At 51.3% G+C, this 26,799-nt stretch carries 27 protein-coding genes and 2 pseudogenes; 1 reads left to right on the forward strand and 28 read right to left on the reverse strand.

Annotated elements, in window-relative coordinates; all coding sequences use genetic code 11:
* Positions 1 to 5 precede the first annotated feature (5 nt).
* The 23 genes and pseudogenes from CW734_RS15110 to CW734_RS15220 form a co-directional block, all read right to left on the reverse strand.
* Positions 6 to 1,418 carry an MBL fold metallo-hydrolase gene (locus CW734_RS15110; protein WP_101191513.1) on the reverse strand — a complete coding sequence of 471 codons (1,413 nt, stop codon included), beginning with the start codon at positions 1,416 to 1,418 and terminating at the stop codon, positions 6 to 8.
* 162 nt (positions 1,419 to 1,580) lie between these two features.
* On the reverse strand, positions 1,581 to 2,399 hold the full coding sequence (locus CW734_RS15115; protein ID WP_101191515.1) for an enoyl-CoA hydratase-related protein: 819 nt from the start codon (positions 2,397 to 2,399) through the stop codon (positions 1,581 to 1,583).
* Complete coding sequence (locus CW734_RS15120) at positions 2,383 to 3,285, reverse strand: NAD(P)H-dependent flavin oxidoreductase (protein WP_101191517.1); 903 nt, start codon at positions 3,283 to 3,285, stop codon at positions 2,383 to 2,385. The genes CW734_RS15115 and CW734_RS15120 overlap by 17 nt, the downstream gene beginning before the upstream one ends.
* The gene (locus tag CW734_RS15125) at positions 3,278 to 4,459 is read right to left on the reverse strand and encodes an acetyl-CoA C-acetyltransferase (protein WP_101191519.1); all 1,182 of its coding nucleotides are present in this window, start codon (positions 4,457 to 4,459) and stop codon (positions 3,278 to 3,280) included. The genes CW734_RS15120 and CW734_RS15125 overlap by 8 nt, the downstream gene beginning before the upstream one ends.
* A 205-nt stretch (positions 4,460 to 4,664) precedes the next feature.
* Complete coding sequence (locus tag CW734_RS15130) at positions 4,665 to 5,648, reverse strand: quinone oxidoreductase family protein (protein ID WP_101191521.1); 984 nt, start codon at positions 5,646 to 5,648, stop codon at positions 4,665 to 4,667.
* A 16-nt stretch (positions 5,649 to 5,664) separates the two neighbouring features.
* Positions 5,665 to 7,047: a short-chain fatty acid transporter gene (locus tag CW734_RS15135; protein WP_101191523.1), complete on the reverse strand. Its 1,383-nt coding sequence runs from the start codon at positions 7,045 to 7,047 to the stop codon at positions 5,665 to 5,667.
* An 18-nt stretch (positions 7,048 to 7,065) separates the two neighbouring features.
* Positions 7,066 to 7,839, reverse strand: coding sequence for an SDR family NAD(P)-dependent oxidoreductase (locus tag CW734_RS15140; protein WP_101191525.1), 774 nt, complete (start codon positions 7,837 to 7,839; stop codon positions 7,066 to 7,068).
* Between the two features lie 51 nt (positions 7,840 to 7,890).
* Complete coding sequence (locus tag CW734_RS15145; RefSeq protein ID WP_101191527.1) at positions 7,891 to 8,250, reverse strand: MaoC/PaaZ C-terminal domain-containing protein; 360 nt, start codon at positions 8,248 to 8,250, stop codon at positions 7,891 to 7,893.
* 78 nt (positions 8,251 to 8,328) lie between these two features.
* Complete coding sequence (locus tag CW734_RS15150; protein WP_101191528.1) at positions 8,329 to 8,673, reverse strand: FAS1-like dehydratase domain-containing protein; 345 nt, start codon at positions 8,671 to 8,673, stop codon at positions 8,329 to 8,331.
* A 70-nt stretch (positions 8,674 to 8,743) separates the two neighbouring features.
* Positions 8,744 to 9,796 (reverse strand): phosphotransferase family protein, encoded by a 1,053-nt coding sequence (locus CW734_RS15155; protein ID WP_232787084.1) that lies wholly within the window; start codon positions 9,794 to 9,796, stop codon positions 8,744 to 8,746.
* Positions 9,797 to 9,812: 16 nt separating this feature from the next.
* Positions 9,813 to 10,658: a 3-hydroxybutyryl-CoA dehydrogenase gene (locus tag CW734_RS15160; RefSeq protein ID WP_101191530.1), complete on the reverse strand. Its 846-nt coding sequence runs from the start codon at positions 10,656 to 10,658 to the stop codon at positions 9,813 to 9,815.
* 16 nt (positions 10,659 to 10,674) lie between these two features.
* Positions 10,675 to 11,457 carry an enoyl-CoA hydratase/isomerase family protein gene (locus tag CW734_RS15165; protein ID WP_232787085.1) on the reverse strand — a complete coding sequence of 261 codons (783 nt, stop codon included), beginning with the start codon at positions 11,455 to 11,457 and terminating at the stop codon, positions 10,675 to 10,677.
* Positions 11,458 to 11,469: 12 nt separating this feature from the next.
* Positions 11,470 to 12,213 (reverse strand): 2-phosphosulfolactate phosphatase, encoded by a 744-nt coding sequence (locus CW734_RS15170; protein ID WP_101191532.1) that lies wholly within the window; start codon positions 12,211 to 12,213, stop codon positions 11,470 to 11,472.
* An 18-nt stretch (positions 12,214 to 12,231) separates the two neighbouring features.
* The gene (locus CW734_RS15175; RefSeq protein ID WP_101191534.1) at positions 12,232 to 12,825 is read right to left on the reverse strand and encodes a TetR/AcrR family transcriptional regulator; all 594 of its coding nucleotides are present in this window, start codon (positions 12,823 to 12,825) and stop codon (positions 12,232 to 12,234) included.
* 24 nt (positions 12,826 to 12,849) lie between these two features.
* Positions 12,850 to 13,398, reverse strand: a complete 549-nt coding sequence (locus CW734_RS15180; protein WP_101191536.1) for a TRAP transporter small permease — start codon at positions 13,396 to 13,398, stop codon at positions 12,850 to 12,852.
* A gap of 15 nt (positions 13,399 to 13,413) precedes the next feature.
* A complete protein-coding gene (locus CW734_RS15185; RefSeq protein ID WP_101191537.1) occupies positions 13,414 to 14,736 on the reverse strand; it encodes a TRAP transporter large permease in 1,323 nt (440 codons plus the stop codon).
* A 75-nt stretch (positions 14,737 to 14,811) separates the two neighbouring features.
* Positions 14,812 to 15,924: a TRAP transporter substrate-binding protein DctP gene (gene dctP, locus CW734_RS15190; RefSeq protein ID WP_101191539.1), complete on the reverse strand. Its 1,113-nt coding sequence runs from the start codon at positions 15,922 to 15,924 to the stop codon at positions 14,812 to 14,814.
* Between the two features lie 57 nt (positions 15,925 to 15,981).
* Complete coding sequence (locus CW734_RS15195) at positions 15,982 to 16,758, reverse strand: enoyl-CoA hydratase/isomerase family protein (RefSeq protein WP_101191541.1); 777 nt, start codon at positions 16,756 to 16,758, stop codon at positions 15,982 to 15,984.
* A gap of 13 nt (positions 16,759 to 16,771) precedes the next feature.
* Complete coding sequence (locus CW734_RS15200; RefSeq protein ID WP_180956290.1) at positions 16,772 to 17,752, reverse strand: NADPH:quinone oxidoreductase family protein; 981 nt, start codon at positions 17,750 to 17,752, stop codon at positions 16,772 to 16,774.
* Between the two features lie 34 nt (positions 17,753 to 17,786).
* Positions 17,787 to 19,013 (reverse strand): acyl-CoA dehydrogenase family protein, encoded by a 1,227-nt coding sequence (locus tag CW734_RS15205; protein WP_101191544.1) that lies wholly within the window; start codon positions 19,011 to 19,013, stop codon positions 17,787 to 17,789.
* Positions 19,006 to 20,595 carry a class I adenylate-forming enzyme family protein gene (locus tag CW734_RS15210; protein WP_232787086.1) on the reverse strand — a complete coding sequence of 530 codons (1,590 nt, stop codon included), beginning with the start codon at positions 20,593 to 20,595 and terminating at the stop codon, positions 19,006 to 19,008. Before CW734_RS15210 ends, CW734_RS15205 begins: the two co-directional genes overlap by 8 nt.
* Before the next feature lie 219 nt (positions 20,596 to 20,814).
* Positions 20,815 to 21,525 (reverse strand): annotated as a pseudogene (locus CW734_RS19755) (YebC/PmpR family DNA-binding transcriptional regulator).
* Positions 21,526 to 21,600: 75 nt separating this feature from the next.
* Positions 21,601 to 22,818: a nitric oxide synthase oxygenase gene (locus CW734_RS15220; RefSeq protein WP_101191546.1), complete on the reverse strand. Its 1,218-nt coding sequence runs from the start codon at positions 22,816 to 22,818 to the stop codon at positions 21,601 to 21,603.
* 306 nt (positions 22,819 to 23,124) lie between these two features.
* Here CW734_RS15220 and CW734_RS15225 point away from each other — a divergent pair, with 306 nt between their 5' ends.
* On the forward strand, positions 23,125 to 23,925 hold the full coding sequence (locus tag CW734_RS15225; protein ID WP_101191547.1) for an HAD family hydrolase: 801 nt from the start codon (positions 23,125 to 23,127) through the stop codon (positions 23,923 to 23,925).
* 55 nt (positions 23,926 to 23,980) lie between these two features.
* On the opposite strand, the gene serA is transcribed toward CW734_RS15225, so the two are convergent.
* The 5 genes and pseudogenes from serA to CW734_RS19230 all read right to left on the reverse strand — a co-directional run bounded on the left by serA (position 23,981) and on the right by CW734_RS19230 (position 26,714).
* Positions 23,981 to 25,567 carry a phosphoglycerate dehydrogenase gene (gene serA / locus CW734_RS15230; RefSeq protein WP_101191549.1) on the reverse strand — a complete coding sequence of 529 codons (1,587 nt, stop codon included), beginning with the start codon at positions 25,565 to 25,567 and terminating at the stop codon, positions 23,981 to 23,983.
* Positions 25,567 to 26,184, reverse strand: a complete 618-nt coding sequence (locus CW734_RS19220) for a pyridoxal-phosphate-dependent aminotransferase family protein (protein WP_332871002.1) — start codon at positions 26,182 to 26,184, stop codon at positions 25,567 to 25,569. Before CW734_RS19220 ends, serA begins: the two co-directional genes overlap by 1 nt.
* A gap of 15 nt (positions 26,185 to 26,199) precedes the next feature.
* Positions 26,200 to 26,328 (reverse strand): annotated as a pseudogene (locus CW734_RS19760) (aminotransferase class V-fold PLP-dependent enzyme); the annotation flags it as partial.
* 24 nt (positions 26,329 to 26,352) lie between these two features.
* Positions 26,353 to 26,538, reverse strand: coding sequence for a hypothetical protein (locus CW734_RS19225; protein WP_232787088.1), 186 nt, complete (start codon positions 26,536 to 26,538; stop codon positions 26,353 to 26,355).
* Between the two features lie 5 nt (positions 26,539 to 26,543).
* Complete coding sequence (locus tag CW734_RS19230) at positions 26,544 to 26,714, reverse strand: hypothetical protein (RefSeq protein WP_232787089.1); 171 nt, start codon at positions 26,712 to 26,714, stop codon at positions 26,544 to 26,546.
* Between the last annotated feature and the right edge of the window lie 85 nt (positions 26,715 to 26,799).

The following is a 26,799-nucleotide window of genomic DNA, read 5'->3' on the forward strand; positions in this document are numbered from 1 at the left end:
CCCTATTATTGTTTAACAGATGCTACTTCTTGCTGCCATTTGCTGTAGCCGCCTGTCATATTGACCAGCTTATCGATGCCATTCGCTTTCAGGACACTTGCCGCGATTGCGGAACGGGCGCCGGCCTGGCATTGGACAATGATCGTTTTGTCTGTATCGACTTCATCCAAGCGATTTTTCAAGGTGCCGACCATGATGTGCTGGGCGTTGTCGATATGCCCTTCGTCAAACTCTGTCTGATTGCGGACATCAAGTACATATGCTTCGCTATTTTCGACCATTTCATTCGCTTCGGATGGCGAGACGTTTTCATAAGAAGCCAAGTTTTCGGCTTGTGCCATGAGGCTGTCCGCTTCCGCAAAGCCGTAGACTTCATCGATTCCGACTGAACGGAGGGCGACCAATGCTTCATCGAGCACTTTCGTATCGAGAAGCAAGTACAGCGGCTTGTCATAGTCGACAATCCAGCCAGCCCAGTTCGTGAAGGAATTATTGAACGGGATGTTGAGCGTCCCTTGGATATGCCCTTTACTGTAGGCATCTGCCGGGCGCATATCGAGTACTTGTTTGCCTTCAGCAAGAAGCGCTTCAATATCTGCGGCTGATGTAATTTCTTTCAGTTCCGGCAAGTCTTTGATCAGTTTTTGGCCGACTTTATTGACTGATTTCATCACTGCGAAGTAATACGGCGGTTCCGGCTGGCCTTCGAGCAAAGCTTTCTTGAAGGAAGCTTCATCATCGAATTGCATCGCCCAGTTAAAGGCTTTTTCGTAACCGACTGTCGTCGATGGTACCGCGCCGAGCGCTTTACCGCAAGCGGATCCGGCACCATGCGCTGGCCAAACTTGCAAATAATCCGGAAGCGCCTTGAAGCGTTCGATGGATTTGAACATCGACGCCGCACCGGAATCGGACGTACCTTGAATGTCTGCCGCTTTTTCGAGAAGATCCGGGCGCCCGACGTCGCCAACAAAGACGAAGTCGCCTGTGAAGATGCCCATCGGCTTATCCGCAGATCCGCCTTTATCCGTTAATAGGAAGGAAATGCTCTCCGGGGTATGGCCTGGCGTATGCATCACGTCAAAGACCAAGTTGCCGATCTTGAACTGATCGCCGTCTTTCAATAATTGATGGCTGATTCCATCCAGGTTCTGATATTTCCAATCGGCATCGCCTTCATCCGAAACATAGAGCTTCGTGCCGAAACGGTCGTTCAGTTCCCGTGACCCGGATACAAAGTCAGCATGGATATGCGTTTCAAGAGCGCCGACAATATTCAGTTTCTCTTCTTTCGCCAGTTCTTCGTATGCTGTGATATCGCGCATCGGATCAACGACGACTGCTTCGCCTGTTTTTTGGCACCCTACTACATAAGATGCGTGAGCCAATTTTTCGTCATAGAAATATCGTAATAACATGGAATCAATCTCCTTTTGTTTGTTTTCGTTTTCTTAAGCTTAATATACCCCATAGGGTATAAGATGTAAACACATATGCTTCACATTTTTATCGACTTCCTTCAACACATTAAAAAAAGCTCCAGGAGGGCAGCAACTGCGCTCTTGAAGCTTAAAGGCGTATCATTTTTTCACATTGAAGAAATCAGGAAGTTCGCTCGCTTTCATCGGAAACTCGGCTTTGCGCTTGTCGACAAAGGATTGGATGCCTTCATCCGCATCAGCATTTTGCCCCGCCCAGTGGAGGAACTTCGATTCTGCGAGATGCGACTCATGTGGATGATCTGCACCAAGCATTTTCCACAATAATTGGCGCGTAAAGCTATTGGAGGTGGCGGCAGTATTTTCTGCAATGTCCCGCGCAATTTCATATGCTTTTTCAAGCGGGTCTTCCGATTCATATTGCATGAGCCCCGCTTCCACCGCTTCTGAAGTCGGAATATAGCGGCCCGTCAAAGTCCATTCGAGTGCTTTTCCGATGCCGACGATGCGCGGCAAAAACCAGCCGGATGAAGCTTCCGGACTGATACCGCGACGCCCGAAGACGAAGCCGATTTTTGCATCCTTTTTGACGATGCGGATATCCATCGGCAAAGTCATGGTCATGCCGATGCCGACCGCAGGGCCATTGATGGCGGCGATGATCGGTTTTTTCACTTCATAAACTCGGTTGCTGACCTGCCCGCCGAGGTCCCGATATTCTTCCGCGCTTTGTTCGGAAGCGAAGGTCGAGCCGCCGTCCGATAAGTCCATCCCGGCACAAAACGCCCGACCGGCACCAGTCACGACAATGACGCGCACTTCGTCGTCGTCATCCACTTTGCGGTAGAAATCCAATAGCTCTTCGTTCATTTGTTCCGTATAGGCATTCATTTTATCGGGACGGTTCAAGGTCAATGTCAGGATCCCGTCCGATAATTCGGTTTTAATGGTTTCGTACAAGCGCCTTCACTCCTTCTTCGTATTCCCGTTCCAATTGCCCGACGGCCTCCTTGACCGTCTCGCGCTTCGTCACTGTCGTCACGCCATGTCCGGCCGACCAAATATCCCGCCACGCCTTGGCATTGACGAGATGGGATAGGTCGACTTCCTTTTTCGGCTTCAAGGTTTTCGGATCGATCCCTTGTTTTTCAAGGCTCGGGATGAGGACATTCACCGGAACGCCGCTGAATGAATCGGTATATAAAATATCTTCGATTGAGGAATCAATCACCATCTGCTTATACTCTTCGGGAGCGCTGCTTTCTTTGACCGCCAAAAAACGCGTACCCATATAGGCATAATCTGCGCCCATCAATAAAGCAGCTGCCACATCTTGCCCGGTGGACAAAGAACCCGACAGGATGATCGTGCCGTCGAAGAACTTTTTGACCGCTGCAATGAAAGCGAACGGATTAAGTGTGCCCCCGTGCCCGCCGGCTCCCGCGCACACAAGGATCAATCCATCGACGCCGCTTTGTGCCGCTTTTTTCGCATGCTTGGCGTTTGCCACATCGGAATAGACAAGGCCGCCGTATGCGTGGACGATTTCAAGCACTTCTGCGGGCGATCCGAGCGAGGTGATGACAATCGGCGGCTGATGCTCGCGGATCAATTCGACATCTTCATCGTAGCGCTTGTTCGAGCCGCGGTGGCTGATGAAATTGACCGCCCATGGAATATCGCCGAGCGCTTCTTTCACTTCAACGAGCCATCTCGCGCATTCTTCCGCGGGACGCGCATTCAATAAAGGAAAGGAACCGATGACGCCGGCACGCCCTGATTCAATGACCATTTGAGGCGTCGATACGAGAAACATCGGCGCCACGATAACAGGCAGTTTAGTCATGTTCAATCACCACCGCAATTCCCTGTCCACCGCCGATGCATAGGCTCGCGACTGCATATTTTCCGCCGCGCCGCTTCAATTCATAAGCCGCTGACAGCAAGATACGTGCGCCGCTCGCGCCAACCGGATGGCCAAGCGCAATCGCCCCACCGTTGACGTTCACTTTTGAACGATCCAGCCCGAGCTCTTTTTCCACTGCCAAATATTGCGCCGCGAACGCTTCGTTCACTTCGACCAAATCGATATCATCAATCGTCAATTCCGCTTTTTCCAGTGCACGGCGGATGGCAGGGACCGGGCCGATGCCCATGATCGTCGGATCGACGCCGGCAATATGCCAGGACACGATGCGGGCGACAGGCGATAAGCCATGCTTTTTGACTGCATCTTCCCCCGCCACAACAAGAGACGCCGCACCGTCATTGATGCCTGAAGCATTGCCCGCTGTGACAGAACCGTCTTTCTTGAACGACGGGCGCAGTTTCGATAAGCCCTCCGTATTGGCATCCGGTTTGATGTGTTCGTCTTTATCGACCACAACCGTGCCTTTTCGCGTTTTCACTTCGACGCCGACAGTTTCTTCGTCAAACTGTCCGCCAGTTGCCGCTCTAGTTGCCCGCTGGTTTGATTCGACCGCAAATTCATCTTGGGCTTCACGGGAAATACCGTATTGCTCCGCCAGTTTCTCGGCTGTCATCCCCATCCCGCTGCCCGTATATTGGTCGGTCAGCGTCGCGAGCAGCATATCCTCAAACTGCATCGGCCCCATCTTCGCCTTGCTGAAACGCTGTGTGAAGTTCGCATAAGGCGACATCGACATATTCTCCGCGCCGCCAGCCAGGACGATATCCGCTTCGCCGAGCAAAATATGCTGCGCTGCGGAAACGACCGCCTGCGCACCGGATCCGCAAAGCCGGTTCAAGGTCAGGGCCGGCACTTCCTGGGGAACGCCTGCATTCAATCCGATATGGCGCGCAAGATAAGCTGCATTGACATTCGACTGGATGACATTGCCGTAAATGACATGATCCACATCTTCCGCTTTGACATTCGCTCTTTTGAGCGCTTCCACCGCTGTTGCTGTGCCGAGCTCTGTCGCATCTGTATTCGCAAACGACCCGCCGAATGCCCCGAATGCCGTTCTTGCACCATCTACTAGATATACATGTTTCATGTCCATTTCTCCTTTTCGCACCCAATTGAAAGGGCTTACATATTTTCATTCAACTTGTCAGAAAATTTAATTTTCCATTCAATCATACCGCCCAGTATCTCCATTTGCAAAAATATTTTACCTTCCATTTAAAATTTAACGCTTTGTTTAACTCCAATTGCACAACACCAGAAAAAGAAGACCCATGACGAGTCTTCTTCTATTGTTAAGGAAGCAATACCAGTTTCCCTGTACTTTTCCGGCTTTCCATAAGCGCATGGGCTTGCGCTGCTTGTTCCAGCGGATAACGCCCAGTGATCGACACGTTCAGCTGACGCTGTTCGAGCAGTTCGCTGATTGCCGCTTCTGCATTCTTCAAAAACCCTGGACGCTGCTTGCGGTAGGTGCCAGTGCTGTACCCAAGTACCGCCCGGCAACTTGAATGAAGTGCGTCTGTTTTGACCGTTCCTGGAACAGATCCTTCATTGGCATGGCCGAATGACACAATGCGGCCGAACGGTGCCAGGATATCCAGGCTGCGCTCGAAGTTTTCACCGGCGATCGTATCTAAGATGACGTCGACACCTTTGCCGCCCGTCAGTTCAGCGACCACTTCCGCGAAGTTACTCTCACGATAATTGACCGCAATAGCGCCAAGGTCTTCCGCCACTTTCATCTTCTCTTCACTGCCGACCGTTCCGTAGATTTCCGAGATGCCAGCAAGTTTCGCCAATTGGATCGCGGTCGTGCCGATGCCGCCGGCTGCTGCGTGGATCAAGACTGATTCACCCGGCTGTATCCGGGCGACTTCGTGCAGCACATTATAGGCAGTGATGCCGACAGTCAAGGTCGCTGCCGCTTCCTCAAAGGAGACGCTGTCCGGGATCTTGTAGACAAGCTGGTCAGAAGCGACGACATATTCCGCATAGGACCCGGAAGCTGGGAAAGCGCGCACCCGGTCTCCTGCTGAAAAGCCGGTCACTGCGCTGCCTGTTTCTTCTACGATGCCTGCGCAATCCAGCCCTGGCGTGAACGGCTCGTTATTTGCCACGCCATGATATTGTCCGAGACGCGCTTTAATATCGGCAAAATTGACACTGATCGCTTCGACTTTAATGAGCACTTCATGGTCTTTCGCTATTGGTTTCGGCGCTTCCTGAAGCTTCAGCACTTCAGGAGGGCCGGTCGTTTCTGCAATGATCGCTTTCATATGAATGCCCCTTTCATTAGAAAATCAGCAAGCAGGCACCGATGACCAAGCCGCCATAAATCAAGGCGATCATCGTGTAGCCCATGATGTCGCGGATTTTCAAGCCGGCAATCGCGAGCAGCGGAATAGCCCAGAACGGCTGGATCATATTCGTCCAGCTATCTCCCCAAGCGACAGCCATGACGATTTTCGCCGGATCGACGCCCATTTCAAGCGCGGCCGGAAGCATGATCGGTGCCTGAACCGCCCATTGTCCGCCGCCTGACGGGATGAAGATGTTCAATATTCCTGCCGATAAGAAGGTAAAGAGAGGCAAGGTCGTTTCATTTGAAATATCAATGAAGAAATTCGACATCATGACAGCCAGCCCTGACGCACCGAGCATGCCCATAATCCCTGCATAGAACGGATATTGAAGCACGAACTGGCCGACGCTGCTGACGGATTTCAATAATCCTGCTGTCAGCTCCCGGACATTTCCGAACATGAGAAGCGCGGCCGTCAAGAAGATCAAGTTGACTGTATTCAAATCGAGCGAGAAGCCATTCATATAGAAATGGTTGATCAAATAACTTAAGCCGAGGAATCCGCCAATCAATGGAATGAGGCGGGACTTCTCGATTTTGTCGTTTGGATAATCCTCATGATCTTGTACGGCTTCTTCTGTGACCGGGTCTTCCAAACGCGCCGGATCTACCAAATAGCGGTCTTCCGGATTGCGCGGATGGATAAAGCGCATGACGAAAGGAAGCGTGAAGAAGAGGATTACGACAATCGCAATATTCACTGCCGATAATAGCGTCTCCGATATCGGGACAATTCCGATATCCCCTTCAAACACGTGCCCTGCGGTCGCGACAAATAGTGCTGGTGAAGAAGACAAGCCGCCTTCCCAGATCAAAAACCCTGAATATCCTGCAGCGACGAGCACACGGTAATCGACGTCGCGCACTTTCTTTGCGACCAGTTTCGCGATGATGCCCGCCACGACAAGGCCGAAAGCCCAGCTGATGAGAGACGCGCCAAGCGCCGTGAAAGTCACCATCAAAATCGCGGAATTCGGCCCTTTAGGGATGCCGGCGATTTTCTCAAGCGCCTTCGAAACGGTCGGCGTCAAAGCCAGAGCATAACTCAATACGAAGGTCGTGATGATCTGGGCCGTAAAAGTCAAAAGGCCCCACATGCCGTCTCCCCAATGGCGCATCATATCGATCGGCCCGGAATCCGTAAAGAGCACCCCTGCAATAAATGCGATCGCCGTCAGCAATACCGCGAATACGAATGCATCCGGCAGCCATTTCTCGGCGATTTTGGCGAACACATTCGCTACTTTGGCGAGCGGATTGTTCTGCTGTTTCTCTAAAACTGGATCTCTCTCCGTATTTCTTCCATTTTCCATCGTCTTTCCCCCCAGTATCTAATTGGCGGTCCATCCGCCATCTACATAAAGAATCTGTCCCGTCACATAGCTGGATGCTTCCGATGCCAGGAATAAAGCCGGCCCGATCATCTCGCCCGCTTCACCCATCCGCTTCAGCATGGTTCTGCTGACCAATTTTTCCAGCCGTTCCGGATCCTTTAGAAACGGTTCTGTCATCGGTGTTTTGATATAAGCGGGCGCCAAGGCGTTGACGCGGATATTATGTTCAGCGAGTTCCGCTGCCCACACTTTCGTCAATTGGTTGATCCCGCCTTTACTTGCCGCATAGCTCGTCTGGAGCGGATTGCCAACTTGCCCCATAATAGAAGAAATATTGATGATGCAGCCGCTTTTTTGGCCGATCATCCGCTTTGCGGCTTGCTGGCCGACCAGGAAGATGCCTTTTAAATTGGTACCGAGCACCAGGTCCCAGTCTTCTTCCTCCACTTCTACAAGTGGCTTACGTATGTTCATTCCGGCATTATTGACGAGAATGTCCACTCCCCCGAAATCAGCATCGATGAATTCGAATAATTCGGAGACGGCTTGTTTCGATGTTACGTCCGCAGACTTCCAGGAAACATCCAGTTTTAGGGCTTTCATTTCATCCGCCGCTTCCTTGAGCACTGTTTCATCGCGTCCGGTAATGAGCACTTTAGCACCGGCATGGGCGAGCCCAGCTGCAATGGCCAGGCCGATGCCTTTGCTGCCTCCGGTAACGAGTGCTTTTTGCCCGGTCAGGTCGAAGCTTGGATAGCTAAATTCCTCCACTCTTATCTCCCCTCTCTAGTTATAAAAATATTCCGTTAATTAAAAAGCTAGTCATTCCATTTCAAAGCTTCCGACGAGCTTTCCTGTTCCGGAAGCATCTTTGATCTGCAGCTCACCGGTATTATCCGTCGTCAATACCCCTTCAATAACGAACGCTTCCCCTGCATGTGCCATGCCGACAAAACGCACGGTGAATTTACTCAGCTTCCTGCCCGGAAACCACTCATCCAGTGCATCTGCAGCCCAGCCCATCAATAACATGCCGTGGACGATCGGTTCCTTGAATCCTTTGCTGCGGGCGACTTTCGGTACCGTGTGGATTTCATTAAAATCGCCTGAAGCACCTGAATAGCGCACCATATCAATCGGCGCGAGTGCTTGTTTTTGGATGTCCGGCAAATTCTGCGCCATGCTGTTCCCGCCTTTCGATTAAGGTGGCCCGCCCGATGCGGACGACTTCATGGTCTTGGTTGCGGTAAGTCGTTTCAATCAGGTAAAAGCGCTTGTCTTTTTATCGAATCGATCCGTCAGCACGGCCGTTGCTGAAATGACATCGCCGCTGATAATATTCTTTTCGTATTCGAAACTTTGCTCTCCGTGCAAAATGTCATTCGGGTCCAGTCCCCAGGCCGCGAATAATTGATAGAAATCCCGTTCATTCCAGAAATCGATGACTGTTGTGTATGTAGGCGGAGCCGGAATATCCGGATATCCCGCATCCAGTGCTGCTTGCCTGTCAAAATAAATCGGATTCCTTAAGCCGAGTGCCAGTGCGAACTCGCGAATCTTCCCGGCTTCTACGCGAAACGGCGCGTAGTGAAATTCCTGTTCCATTCCATTTCCCTCCTCATTCCGGCTCGTCCGCTTCACTTCAATCAGCGAGAAGAAGCGCTACAATTGCTTGTTATAACACTTCTCCCCTGCGCGTCCGGTTCGCCATATCGATCAAGTTCGCGACCGCTTTATTCAAATGGCGGAAACGCTCATCTTCAATTTCGCCGTTTTTCCAGCGGTAATAGATTTGCTGCAAAATTCCGGCCAGTTTGTAAAACCCGAACGCTAGATAATAGTTGATATTCGACACGTCGCGTCCGCTTTGCTTGGCATACTCTTCCACGAATTCCTTGCGGCTGTAAAAGCCTGGCTGGCTCGAGATGATATTGATGCCGATGTCTGCGTCTTCCGCCTGGCCCCAATAGGCCAAAGTCGACCCGACATCGCTAAGTGGGTCGCCGATCGTCGACAGTTCCCAGTCGAGAACGCCCGTTGCCAGCCCTGGGCTTTCTTCATCAATCACCATATTGTTCAATTTGAAGTCATTATGGACAATCGTCGTTTCTTCATTAACGGGGATATTTGCCGTGAGCCATTGCTCCAGCTCTTTAAGCCCTTCGACATCATCGGTTTTTGCATTATGATAGCGTTTGATCCAGCCCTTCACTTGGCGCTCCATGAATCCTTCCGGTTTGCCCATCTCGGCGAGCCCGGCTTCTTTGTAATCGATCGCCTGCAGCTGGACCAATGTCGAAATGACATTTTTTGAAATGACCGGCCCTGCTTGTTCCGGGCTTCCGTACACTTCCGGAAGTTCTTCATCGATGACGAGCCCCTGTTTTTTCTCCATGACATAAAAATGCTTGTCCATCACTTCCGGATCTTCACAATATACATAGGGTTCAGGGGCAAGCGGGAAAACCGGATGCACTTTTTCGAGCATCTTGAATTCGCGCTCCATATCATGCGCTTTAGGCGGAATCTCCCCAAAAGGCGGACGCCTCAATACACCTTCCCAGTCTCCAATCTGCAACAAGTACGTGAGGTTCGAATAGCCTTCAGAAAATTGGCGGACCGTCATCTCGCCTTGTGGCAAGTCCGGCATTGCATTTCGCAGGGAACGCTCGACTTTCTGCCAATCGACTTCCTGTGTTTTTTTCGTGTTCGGTGTTGCCTCGCTCATATTGACGCCCTCCATGTCATTCGTATTTGAAGAATCCTTCTCCCGACTTTCTGCCGAGCTTGCCGGCGCGCACGTATTGTTTCATCAAAGGTGCCGGCCTGTATTTCGAGTCTTTCGTTTCCTCGTAAAGTGTTTCGGCTACAAACAGCATCGTATCGAGACCGATCAAATCAGCCAAAGCGAGCGGTCCGATCGGATGGTTTGCGCCAAGCTCCATGCCCTTATCGATATCTTCAGCCGAAGCGATCCCTTCCATCAACACAAAGACCGCTTCGTTGATCATCGGCGTCAAGATCCGGTTTACTGCAAATAAAGGCGCTTCCTTCACCGAAATCGCGGTCTTGTTGAAGCGCTGTGCAATTTCGTGCGCCCGCTCGAAGGTTTCATCGCTCGTCTGTTCGGCCCGGATGATTTCGACCAGTTTCATGATCGGCACCGGGTTGAAGAAATGCATGCCGACGACTTGTGCGCTGCGGCCCGAGCTTGCAGCCATCTCCGTAATGCTCAAGCCCGACGTATTCGTTGCGAAAATCGTCTGCGCTTGGCAAATGCGATTGAGCTTTTCGAATAATTCCTTTTTCGGTTCGAGTTTTTCGATGATTGCTTCGATGACGATATCCATCTCTTTTAAGTCATTGATATCCGTGCTGGGGCGGATCCGCTCCCAGACGGTTTCACGCTGTTCTTCGGTCATGCGCCCTTTTTCGACATTGCGGCGCAGCGTTTTGTCGATACGCTGCATCCCGCGTTCCAGCCCTGCCGGATCGAGATCATATAAAATGACGTCCATGCCGCCTTCTGCACCGACTTGCGCGATCCCGTTCCCCATTGTCCCGGCGCCGATTACTGCCAATCGCTCCATTTGTTCATCCCCCTCATCATTTCCCTGTGAAATTCGGTTTGCGTTTTTCAATGAAGGCTTGAACGCCTTCATCCATGTCTTCCGTGCCGACCAGCTTCGCGAACATCCGCGTTTCCAAAAACTGCGCTTCGGATAGAGGCAAATCCAAGCCTTCATCAATCGCTTCTTTTGCGAAGGCGACTGCAAGCGGCCCTTTTCCGGCAATTTGTTCCGCCAATGCATAAGCCGTTTCAAACGCTTGCCCCTCTGGCACCAGCCGCTCAACGAGTTTCGCTTCGTAAGCTTCCTGTCCGTTGAGCCAAACTCCTGAGAGGACGAGTTCCTTCGCTTTTCCGGGTCCGACCAGACGGGAAAGCCGCTGTGTTCCGCCGTATCCTGGCAATATGCCAAGACCCGTTTCAGGCAGCCCGAATTTTGCGCTGTGGTCCGCAATGCGTATGTCGCAGGCAAGTGCCAGTTCCAGCCCTGCACCAAGCGCTAAGCCATGAACTGCGCAGATGACAGGGGCTTTCCCTTCCGTCAGCTTGTCGAAAATCCGTTTTCCCTTTTCCAGCAATTCGATGCCGCTCATTTTAGTCAGTTCCGGAAATTGGCTGATGTCCGCGCCGGCAGCAAATGCCTTGGCGCTTGCCGAGCGCAGCACGACCGCCCGCACCTGTGTTTCCTGCAAAGCATCAAAGGCTTGTTCCAACTGTTCCAAAACCGCATCGCTCAATACATTGAGCGGCTGGTGATCTAGCGTGACCACCGCGATGGAATCAGTTGTTTCCAGATGTACAGCATCCCAATGCTTCGTCATAGGGTTCCTCCTTTATTCTGCATTTCTCACTTGCTTGCGCTCTTTGACGATCATGCCATCTTCATAGACCGGCACCACATCCAGCTTTTCGTGATGGCGGATGACGAACTCTGCCGCTTCAGGAAAATTAAAGCGCTTGAGCAAATTCGCCGTTTCGCTGTCCAGTAATTCGTTGAAGCTTTCCGCATGAGAATTGCGATACGCTTTTTGGGCAAGCTTCGCAGCATCCGACAGCTCATAGCCTCCCCGATTGTGCAGATGTTCGACCAATTGGCCGGCACCGATAAAATCTTCCATCGAGAAACGGTCATCATTTCCTGAACAGACGAGCACAATCGATGAGCCGTCCTGCTCCTGGTGGATGCGTTCAGCTACACGGTGACCGTTCACCAAGGAAGAAATGTATAATCTCTTTGCGTTTTTCGCTTTTTCAATGGCGATCGTGCCGTTCGTCGAGCAAATAATCGCCGCCTGCCGCTCCGGACTGTGTTCTAACGCGCACGGATCAGGGTAATCAAAACCTTTGAGCCCTTCGCCTTTCGATTCACCGAGCAATAGATGCTCTGCCTCTTGCAACTTTGACAATTCAAGCGCCTGCTCGCTTCCGAGAACCGCATGCACCGGCTCGTAATTGCGGTCCAATAGAAAAATGATTGTCGACGTCGCCAGGAACACATCGATCACTGCGGCTGTGCATCCTGCAAGCCGCTCTTCCCTCACCGCTTCCTTCTGGGTGATGACGTGTATTTTTCTCATTCCATCAATTCCTTCAAATCAGGATGTTTTCATCAGCATTTTCAATAAATGATCAGCGTAGATTTCTTCCACATCTTCAGGCGCATACTTGCCTTCAGGCGAATACCATACTTGAATCCAGTTGGTTGCCCCCAAAATGATCATTCGTGCCATCTTCTTCTCCGGCACTTCAAATTCTCCGCGTTCGACGCCTTCGTCGATGATTTGGTCGAACAGTTTTGCATAGTCATCGCGCTTTTCGATAATTTCCGGAATATTGTCCTCGGAAAAAGTCGTTTCGGGTTTAACGATCAAATTGAAGACTTCTTTTTCGCGAATCGCTACTTCAATGTGATGGCGCAAGGCCCTGCGCATCTTCTCGACAGATGGCACGTCCGCTTGCACAATCTCTTCCATCTTTTCTTTCGCTTCCGTCAAGATCAAGTCGTGGCAGCGATACAATAATTCTTCCTTGTTTTTGAAGTAATAATAGAGAGCCCCTTTTGTCATCAATAATTCAGCGGCAATGTCTTCCATCGTTGCATTATGATAGCCCTGCCGTGAAATGACCAAACTGGCTGAACGAAGGATATCCTCCCGTTTCTTTGCTGCTTTACGTTCCCGTAGATTCATTCCACTCCCTCATTTGCTGGTTTATTAGAGATCCTCCACTGGCCCTTTCGGTTCTTCCATTAATAGGCTCGGTTTCTTCTCCAGTATGTTTCGAATCAGGATAAACAGGTTTTCGATGACAATCATTCCAAACGCAATCGGAATCAAGAAGAAAAACGGATACAGCGGATACAATGTTCCTGCCGCCGGGAACGCAATTTCCCTCTCGAGCCCGTCCATTGCATAAGCCCAGCTGAACTGGACAATCAGCACCAGGACAAAAAGCTCCAGCAAAATCATCAGCAGAATGATCGCTTTTTGCATGCCTGCCCCGAAACGGTCGAGAAGTAAATCCATCTTCGGCAAGACCCCTGAAGAATAGACATAAGCGAGACCGGGAAAAACAACCAGCGGCATCATATAGTTCTGGATGATTTCAAATCCGCCCCGGATCGAGCTCGAGAACAGCGTGCGCATCATCACGTCGTAGACGATCAATAACATCATCGCTACGACGGCGATGCCGCTGATCCAAATGCCGATAAGCTTTAAATAGTGAAAAAGCCGATACGCTTTCCATACACCTTTCATCATGCTTCCCTCCTTTTGCTACATTGAATTCGGCAGCCATGTGGCGAGGCCCGGGAATGCGATCATCAATCCTGTCACGACCACCATCGCTACCAAAGCAAAGACCGTCGTCAAGCGGAAAATCGAACCTGAACTGATGCCGCTGACACCGGCGACCGCATAGACGCTTAGCCCGACCGGCGGTGTAATCAAACCAATGGTACAAATGACTGCCACAAATACCCCAAACCATAAGATATCGACTTGCAATTCGACAATGATCGGCAGGAGCACAGGAATCGACATCAAAATGACCGCTGCCCCTTCGATGAACATGAACATGATGAACAACACGATGGAAATGGCGATCAATACGAGCGCCGGCGTATCCATGATCGGTTCAATCCATTCAATCAATCGCCTTGGCAGTAAGGACAAGGAAACAAAGCGCCCGAAGATTTGCGCGCCGATCATGATGATCATGACCATCCCTGTCAGCTTCACTGTTTCAATTAAAGAGGTTTTAAAGAACGCGAAATTGACTTTGCCCAATAAAAATGCCGCAATCAAACCGACAAACGCCCCGACAGCACCCGCTTCGGTCGGCGTAAAGACGCCTGAATAAATGCCCCCGAAAATGATGAACACGATCGCCACGGCAATAACGCTCGCGATGATCAGGCGAAGAACCGGTACTTTTTCTTCCGTCGCTGTCTCCTCGATCACTTCTTCCTGTGCTGACTGCTGTTTTTTCTTGCCCAACTGGAAATAGACGAGCATGACAGCGATAAACACCAACATCGTTAAAATCCCTGGAATGAATGCGCCGACGAATAAACTTCCGACCGGCGTTTCGGTCGCGACCCCGTAAAGGATCAAGATGATGCTCGGCGGGATGATCCCTGAAAGCGACCCGCCTGAAGCAGCGACTGCCCCAGCGAGCGGTGCGCTATAGCCGTGCTTGCGGAGTTCCGGAATGGCGACTTGGCCAAGCGATGCGGAAGTGGCTGTCCCAGATCCCGAAACCGCACCCAATAATCCACCGATAATCAAAGTCAGCACGCCGAGCAAACTATTCTTTCCTTTCGATACTTTACGAACCATATAAAAGATGTCCTGGACGAGCCCCGATTGCAGGATGAATTGTGCCATCAACACAAACAACGGAATCGTCGTCAAGGTATAACTGGCCACGCGGTTGAACGGTTCGTTGCCGAGAAGACCCGGCAGAATGCCGAACCCTTCCAAAAGAATCAGCCCGATGATGCCGCTCGCCAACAAAACGGAGTGGATATACAACCCCGCCAGCAGCAAAACGATCATCATGGCCAAAATGATTCCAATAACCAGTAAATTGTCCATTCTCTGGCCTCCTTGCCTCCATTATGGAAAAAGAGGATACGCGACACCTCAATGCGCTATCCTCTTCTTGCTTGCTTATTCCAAATTCATGACCGCTTCCGGCACTTCTCCGCCTTCTTCAATCAAGAGATCTCTCCACATTTTGACCACTTCATTACCCGGCAACCCATTATCTTCCAGGAGTTGTGCGTAATCTGTCCAGGTGTCTTCAATCCCTGTATTGAAGTGATCCTGCACTTCCTGGTCCAATTCACTGAATTCGACGAACTTGCCGCCGTTTTCTTCATTTTCCGGGATAATCGCTTCAGCGCGGTCCATCCATTCCTGGGCACCGGCTTCGAAAATATCTTCATTGGCTTGAGTCATCGCTTCCTGGACATTCTCTGGAAGTTCATCCCATTTGCTTTGGCTCATGCCGATAAATGCATTGAAATGTCCGAAGTTGATGCCTGTGACTGTATAGCGGAACAGATCCTGGAAGCCGTATCCGGTCCAGTCGGCGATGCTGTAGAATGCGCCTTCAAACGTGCCGCGGCTGAGGGCATCGTAGATTTCGACAGCTGGCATGGTCACGCTATTGATGCCGGTTTTCGCGGCATACATTTCATGGATGCGGGAAGGCGTGCGAAGGGAAGTTCCCTCGACATCGCTGACCGAATTGAATTCATGCCCTGTCGTGGAAATGGAATATTCCTGTGTCGTCGATACTGGGAATACTTTAAAATCACCGAATTGCATCTCCGTATAAGTTTGCCCATCCGCCAGTTCTTCTTCACTTTCCAGAAGCTTTTTCCAGGCGTTTGAAGCGATCATGGTATCGGAATGGTTAAGTGGCAGCATCGTCACTTCAGCCATCGGGAATTGGTCCGGCTGATAGATCGGCAACACCAAAGCGACATCAACCGTTCCACTTTGAAGGGCGTCGCCTTCATCCGGAACCGAAACCAATTCACCGCCTGTGAAGGTTTCAAATTGCACTTGGCCATCCGTCAATTCCTCGACCCGCTCCATCCAGGGAACCATCGAAGCTTCCCACCAGGCATGCTGCGCGCTTAATCCTGTGGCTGCGCGAAGTGTAATCGTTTCCCCTTCCGAACCGCCGCCCTCAGAATCTCCACCGCCGCATCCTGCAAGTAGAAGAGTCATTGCTGCACCTGCTGCTAAAAAACGAGAACCGTGTTTTTTCATAGAAAATACCTCCATCCGGTTTTTGTGCCGTGGCCGCATCTAATGGTAACGCTTACATTATTTCCCTTGAAATTCAGGTTTGCGTTTCTCAAAGAAAGCAGCGACGCCTTCTTTATGGTCTTCAGTCTGGAGAAGCAGCGTCTGGATGAGATTTTCTTGCATGAATGCCGCTTCCTGCGGCAATTCATCCAAATGGTTGACCAAGTATTTGACGTATTTATTGCTGACGGCTGGCCCTGCTGCGAGAAATTCAGCAAATTCCACAGCGGCTTGGCCGACATCCCCGCTCGATATACGATTGATCAAACCGTGATGTTGCGCTTCTTGTGCGCTGATCACTTTTGCGGAAGCGATCCATTCCTTCGCGAGCGGTGGGCTGATTCGTTTGCGGAGCGCTTTAATGAGCCCGAGGTCGGGAATGAGGCCGATATTCGAGAAGCTCAAAGCGAACTTTGCGTCTTCGTCTGCCACGATGAAATCCGCGGCGAGCGCCAAGCTGAAACCTGCTCCTGCGGCATAGCCGTGAACCGCAGCGATAATAGGTTTATCGCTGTCCATCAAAGCTTTCGATAAACTGGAGACAAAATCGATCCATTCAGCAACTTCGTGCGCGCTGCCCAATGACTTCATCGAGGCAATGTCGCCCCCTGCAGAAAATGCTTTTCCTTCCCCTGACAGGACAATGGCATTGACAGCCGGATTCCTTTCCAATTGCTTGAGCGCTGCGAGCATTTCTGCGACCATTTCCCGCGATAAGGCGTTGAGTTTATCCGGCCGGTTCATATGGAGCCTTGCGATGGATCCGTTCACTTCAGTTTGGACAAGATTTCCCATAGGCTTTCCCCCTTTATGGCGTAACCACTAATTTCCCGTATGTTTTTCGGCTGCCGAGCTGATCGAGTGCGTCGATGACTTCATCGAATGCGAATTCTTTATAGATGAGCGGCTTGATGGCTCCTTCTTTATACAACGCCATCAACTCGTGATGGGCTTTCATCACTTGGTCCGGCATCAAATTGCGGAACAAGCCGAAATGCACGCCGACAATCGAATAATTTTTGATCAAGGCATGGTTGGTCGGTGCATCGGCGATTCGCCCTCCGGCAAAACCGATGACCAGGATACGCCCTTCAAAGGCGATGCATTTTCTTGAACGATCGAAGGTATCACCGCCGACAGGATCGAAAATAACATCTGCCCCTTTGCCGCCGGTCGCTTCTTTCACTTTCGGGACGAAATCCTCTTCGCGGTAATTGATGACGATATCCGCTCCAAGTTCTTTGCATACCGCAAGCTTATCCGCACTTCCGGCAGTCGCGATGACAGTCGCGCCTGCTGCTTTGCCGAGCTGAACCGCGGCCGAGCCGACACCGCCTGATGCGGCATGGACCAGCAATACTTCGCCTTTTTTCAAATGGCCTGAGCGATGCAAGGCAAAATAGGCTGTTTGGTACGTAATGAATAGCGCTGCCGCTTCTGCATAGGAAAGTTCATCCGGAATTGGGAAGATCCCTTCTTGTTTGACGACTGCCCATTCGGCGAGGCCGCCGCTTGGCAGCATCGGCGTCGCGAGAACACGTTGGCCGATTTCGCCCTGTGTGCCTTCACCGAGCGCTTCGATCGTTCCGGCAATCTCCGCCCCCGGCGTAAAAGGAAGCTCTGGACGTTCCTGATATTTCCCTTGGCATTGCAGAATATCAAAGAAATTCAGCGCTGCCGCTTCCACTTTGATGAGCGCTTCACCCGCTCCTGGGCTTGGCTTCGGCAATTCTGCAACGGCTAAAGCCTGTTCCGGGTCGCCGAGCTCTGTCACTTGCCACGCTTTCACTGTCATCACTCCCATCCGTTTTGTTTGCAAACTGTTATTGCCGTGCTTCATTCGCTTTCAATTGCTCACGCAGTTCAAGGCGCCCAACATCGCGCAAGTGGACTTGATCCGGCCCATCGACAAGACGCAGCGTGCGTGCGTTTGCGTAATGTTCTGCGAGCGGGAAATCTTCTGTCAGCCCGGCTCCGCCGAATACTTGCATCGCCCGGTCGATGACATTGATCGACACGCGCGGGGCGGAGATTTTAATCATGGCGATTTCTTTGCGTGCGGCTTTCGCACCGTGCTCATCGATCTTGTGCGCGGCGTTCAAGGTCAAAAGCCGTGCCTGTTCGATTTCGATGCGGCTTTCGGCGATGATTTCCTTGATGACGTCTTTTTCTGCCAATGTCGAACCGAAGGCGACGCGGCTTTCCGCCCGTCTGCACAATAATTCAAGTGCACGTTCGGCAGCGCCGATTGCACGCATGCAGTGATGGATGCGTCCTGGCCCGAGGCGGCCTTGTGCGATCTCGAATCCTCGTCCTTCGCCAAGCAGCATATTGCTCGCCGGGACGCGGACATTTTCGTAATGCACTTCTGCATGCCCTTGCGGCGCATCATCATAGCCGAACACGGTAAGCGGGCGGACAATCTTGACGCCTGGCGTATCAAATGGCACAAGGATCATCGACTGCTGCTTGTGCTTTTCAGCATCCGGGTCGGTTTTTCCCATGACGATCGCAATGCTGCAGCGCGGGTCCATGGCACCTGTCGTCCACCACTTCTTAGCGTTGATGACATATTCATCGCCGTCGCGGACGATGCTGCTTTGGATATTGGTGGCGTCGGATGAAGCGACATCCGGCTCTGTCATGGAGAAGCACGAGCGGATTTCGCCGTTCAATAAGGGTTCTAGCCATTGCTTTTTCTGCTCATCCGTTCCATATTTCACGAATACCTCCATATTGCCTGTATCCGGCGCGTTGCAGTTGAAGATTTCCGGGGCGATGAGTGAACGCCCCATAATTTCACATAAATGGGAATACTCATAATTTGATAATCCTGCCCCGTATTCCGGATGGTCGAGGAAGAGGTTCCATAAACCTTGCGCTTTCGCTTTTTGCTTCAGCTCTTCGATGATCGGCGGAATAGTCCAGCGGTCGCTTGCAGTTTCCTTGTATTCTTTTACTGTCTGTTCAGCCGGATAGACATAGTCATCCATGAATTTCAGTAGTTCCTGGCGTAATTGTTCCGCTTTTGGCGATAATTCCTTAAGCATTTGATCGGCCCCCTGTTTCTTTTAATGTGTTTTTCAATATCTTTCCTGACGCATTGCGCGGCAGGCTTTCCAAAAGAACAAACTGTTCCGGCACCTTGAATTTTGCGAGCGTCTTTCTGCAATGCGCCTGCAATTCCGTGAAATCTTCGGAATCGAGTTTCGGCCCGACGACAAACGCTTTCACTTTCTCGCCGAACACCGGGTCCGGTTCTCCGATGACAGCTGCTTCGACGACATCCGGATGGCTCTTCAGCGCATCCTCCACTTCGATGGAGAAAATCTTCTCGCCGCCGCGGTTGATCATGTCTTTTTTGCGGTCACGGATATAGACATAGCCGTCATTATCCATAATGCCAAGGTCGCCTGAATGCCAGTAGCCGTCGGTGAAGCTCGACTGGTTGGCGGCCGGGTTGTCCCAGTATTCCTTGATGATCATCGGCCCTTTGATATACAATTCGCCGGATTCCCCGTTCGCCACGGTGCGTCCTTCCGGGTCGACGATTTTGATGTCTGCGACTTCGACCGGCAAGCCGACCGACGTCACTTTCGACTCGGGATAACTCACCGGCATCAAAGTAGCGGGAGATGTTGTTTCCGTCGCCCCATATGCATTGTGAAGCTGTGCATTCGGGAACGCTTTTTTCAACATTTGGAAGGTCTGTTGGTAGATCGGGGAACCGCCGAACGCCACTTTCTTCACAAAGTTGAACGAATGCTGCTGGAATTCTTCGCTCGTCGACATCATGATGAAAATGGTCGGCACATTGAATAGGAAATTGATTTCGTGTTTCAAGATCAGCTCGATATAGCTTTCATTTTGATAGCGCCTCATGCTGTAGACCGTACCCCCGACATAAAACATATGGAGCAGCTGTCCGACCAGCCCTGTCACATGGAACATCGGGACAGCGACCAGCGTTTTCATCGAATCGTCGGTCTCAAAGCGGCGTTTGTAATTCATCACGCTGTGCACCGCATTGATATGTGCCAGCACCGCGCCTTTAGGCCGGCCGGTCGTCCCCGACGTATAGAGGATGAATGCGCCGTCCTCTTCGCCGACGTCCACCTGTTTAAATGCAGCCGACTCATCCAGCAATTGGCCGTAGGAATTCTCGCCTCCGATGATAAAGAGTTCGGGGTGTTCAGCATCCTGCAGCCCGCTGTTTACAGTGGCTTCTTTCACTTTCTCCGCATATTCCGCTTCTACAATCAAGAGCTTCGGCTTGGAATGCCCGATAATGTATTGCAGCTCTTCGACTTGCAGTTTGACATTGATCGGTACCATGATCGCCCCGGCCTTGGCACAAGCGAAGACGACGACTGGAAACTCAGCGCAGTTTCCGACCACCGCACCCACCCGGTCACCCACTTGAATGCCGCGCTGCTGAAGGTTGGCGGCAAGCGTGGTCGATTGCCCGTCAAGCTCCCTGTAGCTTAAAGTCTGTTGTTCCGTGACGACTGCTGGTTTTTCTGCGTAGCGTGCCACAGTATCTGCAAGCAACTGGCCGATTGTCGAAGGGCGCTGTGCAAACACCTTCACTTCGGCCCGCCCAAAAAGTTCCATCGTTTCAATAGCTGCCAAACGAAAGCCTCCTTTTAAAGAAAATGTAAACCCTTACATCTTGTCTGAAAAAAATAAACTTTCCGGTCATTTATTAAACGTTGATTCAAAAAAAGTATACGTTTTAATATTTTGAATTACAAGTTAATTTTTAAATTATTTTAAATATTCTTTTTATTAATTATCGCAAAAAAACTTCTGCCCATTGTTGGACAGAAGTTGACTGGTTTATGGAATTTTTTATACCAAGTCGACGTTGTGATAGACCTGCTGGACGTCTTCGAGGTCTTCGATGGCATCGACCATCTTTTCGAATTGCGCCTGGTCTTCTTCTGACAGCGGCAATTCATTCTGCGGAAGCATCGTCAATTCAGCGACCGTGAAGTCGGTGACGCCGTCCGCTTTGAACGCTTCTTGCACCAAGTGGAATTGATCCGGTTCTGCATAGACGATGACGGTGCCTTCTTCTTCGAGGATGTCGCGCACGTCAATATCTGCTTCCATCAATAGCTCCAGCGCTTCGTCGGCCGACTTGCCTTCTACGCCGATAACCGCCGTATGGTCGAACATATAGGCTACCGATCCGCTGACGCCCATATTGCCGCCGTTTTGCCGAATGCTGCGCGCACGTCGGAAGCGGTGCGGTTGACGTTGTTGGTCAAGGTATCGACAATGACCATCGAGCCGTTCGGTCCGAATCCTTCGTAACGCAGCTCGTCGTAGTTCTCTTCCGATCCGCCTTTGCTTTTCGACAGCGCGATCGATGATGGCTCTTGGCACGTTATAGGTTTTGGCACGCCCAGCACGACTTTCAATGCCTGATTCGATTCCGGATCCGGCTCGCCTTGCTTGGCGGCTACATATATTTCACGGCCGAATTTTGCATAGATTCGGCTTGTGTTGGCATCTTTGGAAGCTTTTCTCTTTAATATTATTCCATTTGCGTCCCATTGTTATTCCTTCTTTCTCAAATTTCTTACGATGAAGAACATCATTTCATTCTATTATAATACAATACCTTCCGCTCTATCGACCTTCAGCCTTAAAAACCGTCTTCCACCTGCTTATTTTCCTTGTCCGCATTAAAATCGCTTTGGCTATCCCAGCTGTGAATAGCTCCAGCGGGACAGTCAAAGCGATTGAATTTTCATTCCCCATAAGGCGTTTGCTGGTAAAATAATTCGGTTTGACGACGTCGTTGTTATAAGGCTTATGGAAAATATGCGTAGTTGCCGGCGACACCGGCGGAATCAGCCATGCCCAATTCCCGGTGACTTGACGCCCTTCCCGTTCTTCGATTTTCTCGAAATTCTTGAACTGCTTGGCGGCGGTATGATGATCGACGATGGTCACGCCCGCATTCGCAAATGATTCAAGCACCGCCACGTTCAATTCGACGAGCGCTTTATCTTTCCATAGCGTCCGCTGCGAACTCGTGTCGAGCCCCATGATTTCCGCCATTGTCGGCAACAGGTCATAGCGATCTTCGTCCGCTAAATTGCGTGCGCCAATTTCCGTTCCCATATACCAGCCATTGAACGGCGCCATACAGTATTCAATGCCCCCGATTTCAAGCTTCATATCGGATATGAGCGGCACTGCATACCATTTCAGCCCGAGCTCCGCCACAGCTGGCCAGTCAGGATGTCCGATCGCCACTTCAGGCTTGGCCTCGGCTGGCAGCTCGAACCATTTGGGCTGCTTGCCGGCTTCACCGATCACCACTGGCAATAAGTCGAACTCACTTCCCGCCCCTTGCCATCCCAGTGCCTCGCATTGTTTGGTAAATGCAAGAGACGAGGAGTCGCCGACGATCCGGCCGTCCCGTTCATATCCTGCATAGCGCAATAATTGATGGTTCCAGATGCGCATCCCGCTTTTGTCTGACTGCTTGAAAATTGTAATGGCCGGGCGGATTTGCCCTCCGTTGAATGCAAAGCGCAAATGGCGGACGATGGCCGAAAATACTTGTTCTTCCGTTTCCGCTTCACGTTCATCAAAAATTTCTAAAGTCTGCCAAAACAAACGCCCGATGCAGCGGTTGTTATTGCGCCACGCCATGCGCGCCCCATGCTGTAATTCTTCCATTGTATGTAAATAGCTGCCCGAAGACTCGATTTCCTGTTCAATTTCCTCTACACGACGGCGGATTTCCTGTTCGCCTTTTCCCAGTTCCAAATAGCAAGTTTCAATGAAATGAGCTGCCTCTTCGAATAACAGAGGGCGTTGTGCAAGCTTATCCATAGTTTCACTCCTTTCCGTACATCGTACCACCGGAATGGGACGGCGGTCGCCAGATTTGTGACAACTCTTTGATTTTCAGCCGCGCTTTAGTACACTATAAAAAGTGAATTAAGTATTTTGAAAATTAAAAGAGAGCGCTGCAGTCGCTTCAGGCGGACGCTTTCGGGCCCACAGGATGTGGGTCATGCAGCTGGCGCGACAGGACGTCGCGCTGCCAGCTGCCAGGGCATAGACTCCGCCGCCTTCCACTCTTTTATAAGATCCATCTAATTGATACATAATAAAATAGCAAGGGAGTGGTTCGATATGGTGAAAGCGATTTTCTTTGATTTGGACGATACTTTATTATGGGATCAGCAAAGCGTGAAAGAAGCCTTCCGCGAAACGTGCGAGTGGGCGGCCGAACAGGCAGGCGCCGATTGCAGCAGACTCGAACAAGCGGTGCGGGAAGAAGCCCGGAAACTGTATGCGGGCTATTCGACACATGCCTTTACCCAAATGATCGGCATCAACCCGTTCGAAGGGCTGTGGGGGCGTTTCGATGATTCGGGAGACGATTTCCAGCAACTTAAAGAAGTCGCCCCAGGCTATCAACAAGAGGCCTGGACGCTCGGGCTGAAACGCATCGGCATCGATGATCCTGTCTTAGGGAAACAGCTAGCCGAGTATTTCCCGGAAGCCAGAAAACGCAATCCCATTCTCTACGAAGACAGTTTGGAAGTGCTCGATCAATTGAAAGGCCGTTTCGATTTATTGCTGTTGACGAATGGGTCGCCGAGCCTGCAGCAGATCAAACTCGACATCACACCGGAAATCGCGCCGTATTTCGACCATATTGTCATCTCCGGCGCATTCGGACGCGGCAAGCCCGATGCTTCTATCTTCGAGCACGCCTTGTCGAAGTTCGGCTATGCCCCGGAAGACGTCTTGATGGTCGGCGACAATCCGCTGACGGATATCCTCGGAGCTGAGCGTGCCGGCATCCCGTCCGTCTGGCTGAACCGAGAGCAAAAAGCCCCTCATGAAACGGTTGTCGCAACGCATGAAATTGACAGCCTGAAAGAGCTATTGCCCTTGCTCGACAAGCTGGAAACCACATCTGCATAAGAAAAGCGCCTGCCCCGATTGCTCTCTTGACACATTCGGGGCAGGCGCTTTATTTTTATAGATCGATTGCCGTAACGCTTTCGATTTCTTCGAGTTTCTTCAATCCTTCCAAATCTTCCGGATCGGCGTGCTTATCGATCGACAGCATCATGATCGCGTCGCCGCCGACATTCGAACGCCCAACCTGCATCGTCGCGATATTGATGTCTTCTGCGCCGAGCAATGTCCCGACGCGGCCGATGACGCCCGGACGGTCATTATGGCGGATGAACAACAGGTGGCCGTTCGGCAGGAAGTCGACGATGTAATCATCCACTTTGACGATCCGAGCGCCTTGCCCGTTCAATAGCGTGCCGGATGCTTTCCGCGTGCCGCTCTGCGTTTTCACTTCGACAGTGATGAGATTAGTAAAGCCTCGGGATTCGGTCGATTTGTGTTCGTTGACATGAATGCCTTTTTGATTGGCGATATACATCGCATTGACGTCATTGACGTGTTTGCCGAGATGGCGCTTAAGCATCCCTTTGAGCATATTGCGCGTCAAGGGGCCGACTTCCAGGTTCGCGAGCTCGCCAGAATAATAGACGTTCACTTCATCCGCCGTTTCGCCGGTCAAGTCGGTGAGGAAGGTGCCGATGCGTTCAGCCAAATCGAAATACGGCTCGATGCGTTTCATGATTTCTTTCGGTACAGACGGCAAGTTAACAGAATTCCGGACGGTGCCGTATTTGACGAAGCTGACAACATCTTGGCTGACGTCGACCGCGACGCTTTCCTGCGCTTCGAATGTGCTCGCCCCGAGGTGAGGCGTCGCGATGATCTCCGGCAATTCCAGCAAGCGGAAATCGACCATTGGCTCTTGTTCGAACACATCGAGTGCGGCACCGGCCACTTTGCCGGACTTCACCGCATCATACAGGGCGCTTTCGTCGATGATGCCGCCGCGTGCACAGTTGATGATCTGCACGCCGTCTTTCATCACTTTAAAAGCTTCCGCGTTGATCAAATGCTTGGTTTCTTTGAGTAGCGGCGTGTGGACTGTAACAAAGTCAGCCGCTTTCAAGACATCTTCCACCGAACCGAAGTCGACGCCAAGCTTTTCCGCTTTTTCAGCAGTCAAAAATGGATCGTAGGCAATGATGTTCATCCGTTGGCCCTTGGCACGCGCCGCCACTTCCTGGCCGATGCGGCCGAAACCGACGACGCCGAGCGTTTTGTTTTTCAATTCGACGCCGACATAGGCTTTGCGGTCCCATTTGCCTTGCTTCAGGGAATTATAGGCTTGTGGAATTTTGCGTGCCATCCCCATGAGCATCGCCATCGTATGTTCGGCGGCCGAGTTGGTATTGCCATCCGGTGCGTTGACGACAATGATGCCGTGCTCGGTTGCCGCTGCCAAATCGATGTTATCGACTCCGACGCCTGCGCGGCCGATGATTTTCAAATTGGATGCTTTTTCGATAAGTTCACGCGTCACTTGGGTCTGGCTGCGGACGAGCAATGCATCGAATCCGTCAATGCGTTCAGCAAGTTCAGCTTCAGACAAATTCGTCTCCATGACGATGTTAATGCCGTCGGCGTGGCGTAGTGGATATACGCCTTCTTCTGATAGGGGATCGCTGATCAATACGTGAAATGTCATTACTTATCCTTCCCTTCCAAAAAGACTTGCTGCGCGGCTGCGATGCCTGCGCCAAGCGTGATATCTTGTCCAAGCTTTTTCAAGACGACTTCCGATGCGGCGAGTGCCTGCAGCACTTCCGCTGGAGAGCAATACCCCATATGCCCGATGCGGAAAATGCTTTTCGCGAGATGCTGCTGGCCGCCGGCAAATTCAATGGCAAACTCTTCTTTCAGCACTTTACGGAATTTTTCTGCGTCAAAATCTTCCGGATACACAGCGGTAACGGTGGGCGATGCGTCCTCGTCGCTTGTCAGCAAACGGACGTTCAGCGCTTTGAAGGCAGCGCGTGTCATGTCGCGCATCAAACGGTGGCGGCGGTAAACGTTCTCCAGCCCTTCTTCCTCAATAAATTCAATACTTGCTGCAAGCCGTAAAGGATGGAGATCGCCGGCGTGAACGGCGTTGTGTCTTTTCGATATTGTCGCGGTGCTTTTCAAATCCAAAAAAGCGCGGCTGCGGATTGGCTTCGATTTTCTTCCATGCACGCTTGCTCGCTGCGATGAATGCGAGCCCTGCCGGCAGCATGAACGCTTTTGGGAACCGGTGACGACAACATCGATGCCCCATTTGTCCATTTCCGTCTCCGTACCCGCTACGCATGAAACGCCATCAACGACGATCAGCGCATCCGATACTTGTTTTACCGTTTCGGCAAGTTCTTTGATCGGGTTTAAGACACCAGTTGAGGTTTCGCAGAATGTGGAGAAAATGACGCGGATGTCGGATGTTCGCCAAGGAAGTTTTCACGGCTTCCGGATCCACCGCTTGTCCCCATTCCACATTGAAACATGTGTCTTGATTCCGTAGGCTTGGCAGATTTTAGCGAAACGCTCGCCGAATGCACCGGTGACAAGCACCATTACTTCTTCGCCTGGTGCCACGGTATTGACTACTGCACTTTCCAACGCGGAAGTTCCGCTGCCTGTCAAAATCATCACTTCTTCTTTTGTGCCAAATACTTTTTCAATTTCGGGCGGATATCTCTGATCAATGAATACGTGCTTTCCCCGCGGTGTCCGATCATCGGTTGTGCCATGGCACGCCCTACACTTGGCGGAATCGGTGTCGGTCCTGGAATTCGCAAAATTTGTTGGTCTGTCAGCATGATAATGTCCCCTTTCGATTTGAAAAATTGATTCTGGAAATTTGTATACAAAAAGACTCTACGCCCCACATCCAAGATGCAAGGG

Source organism: Planococcus sp. MB-3u-03 (assembly GCF_002833405.1).
Lineage (GTDB): Bacteria > Bacillota > Bacilli > Bacillales_A > Planococcaceae > Planococcus.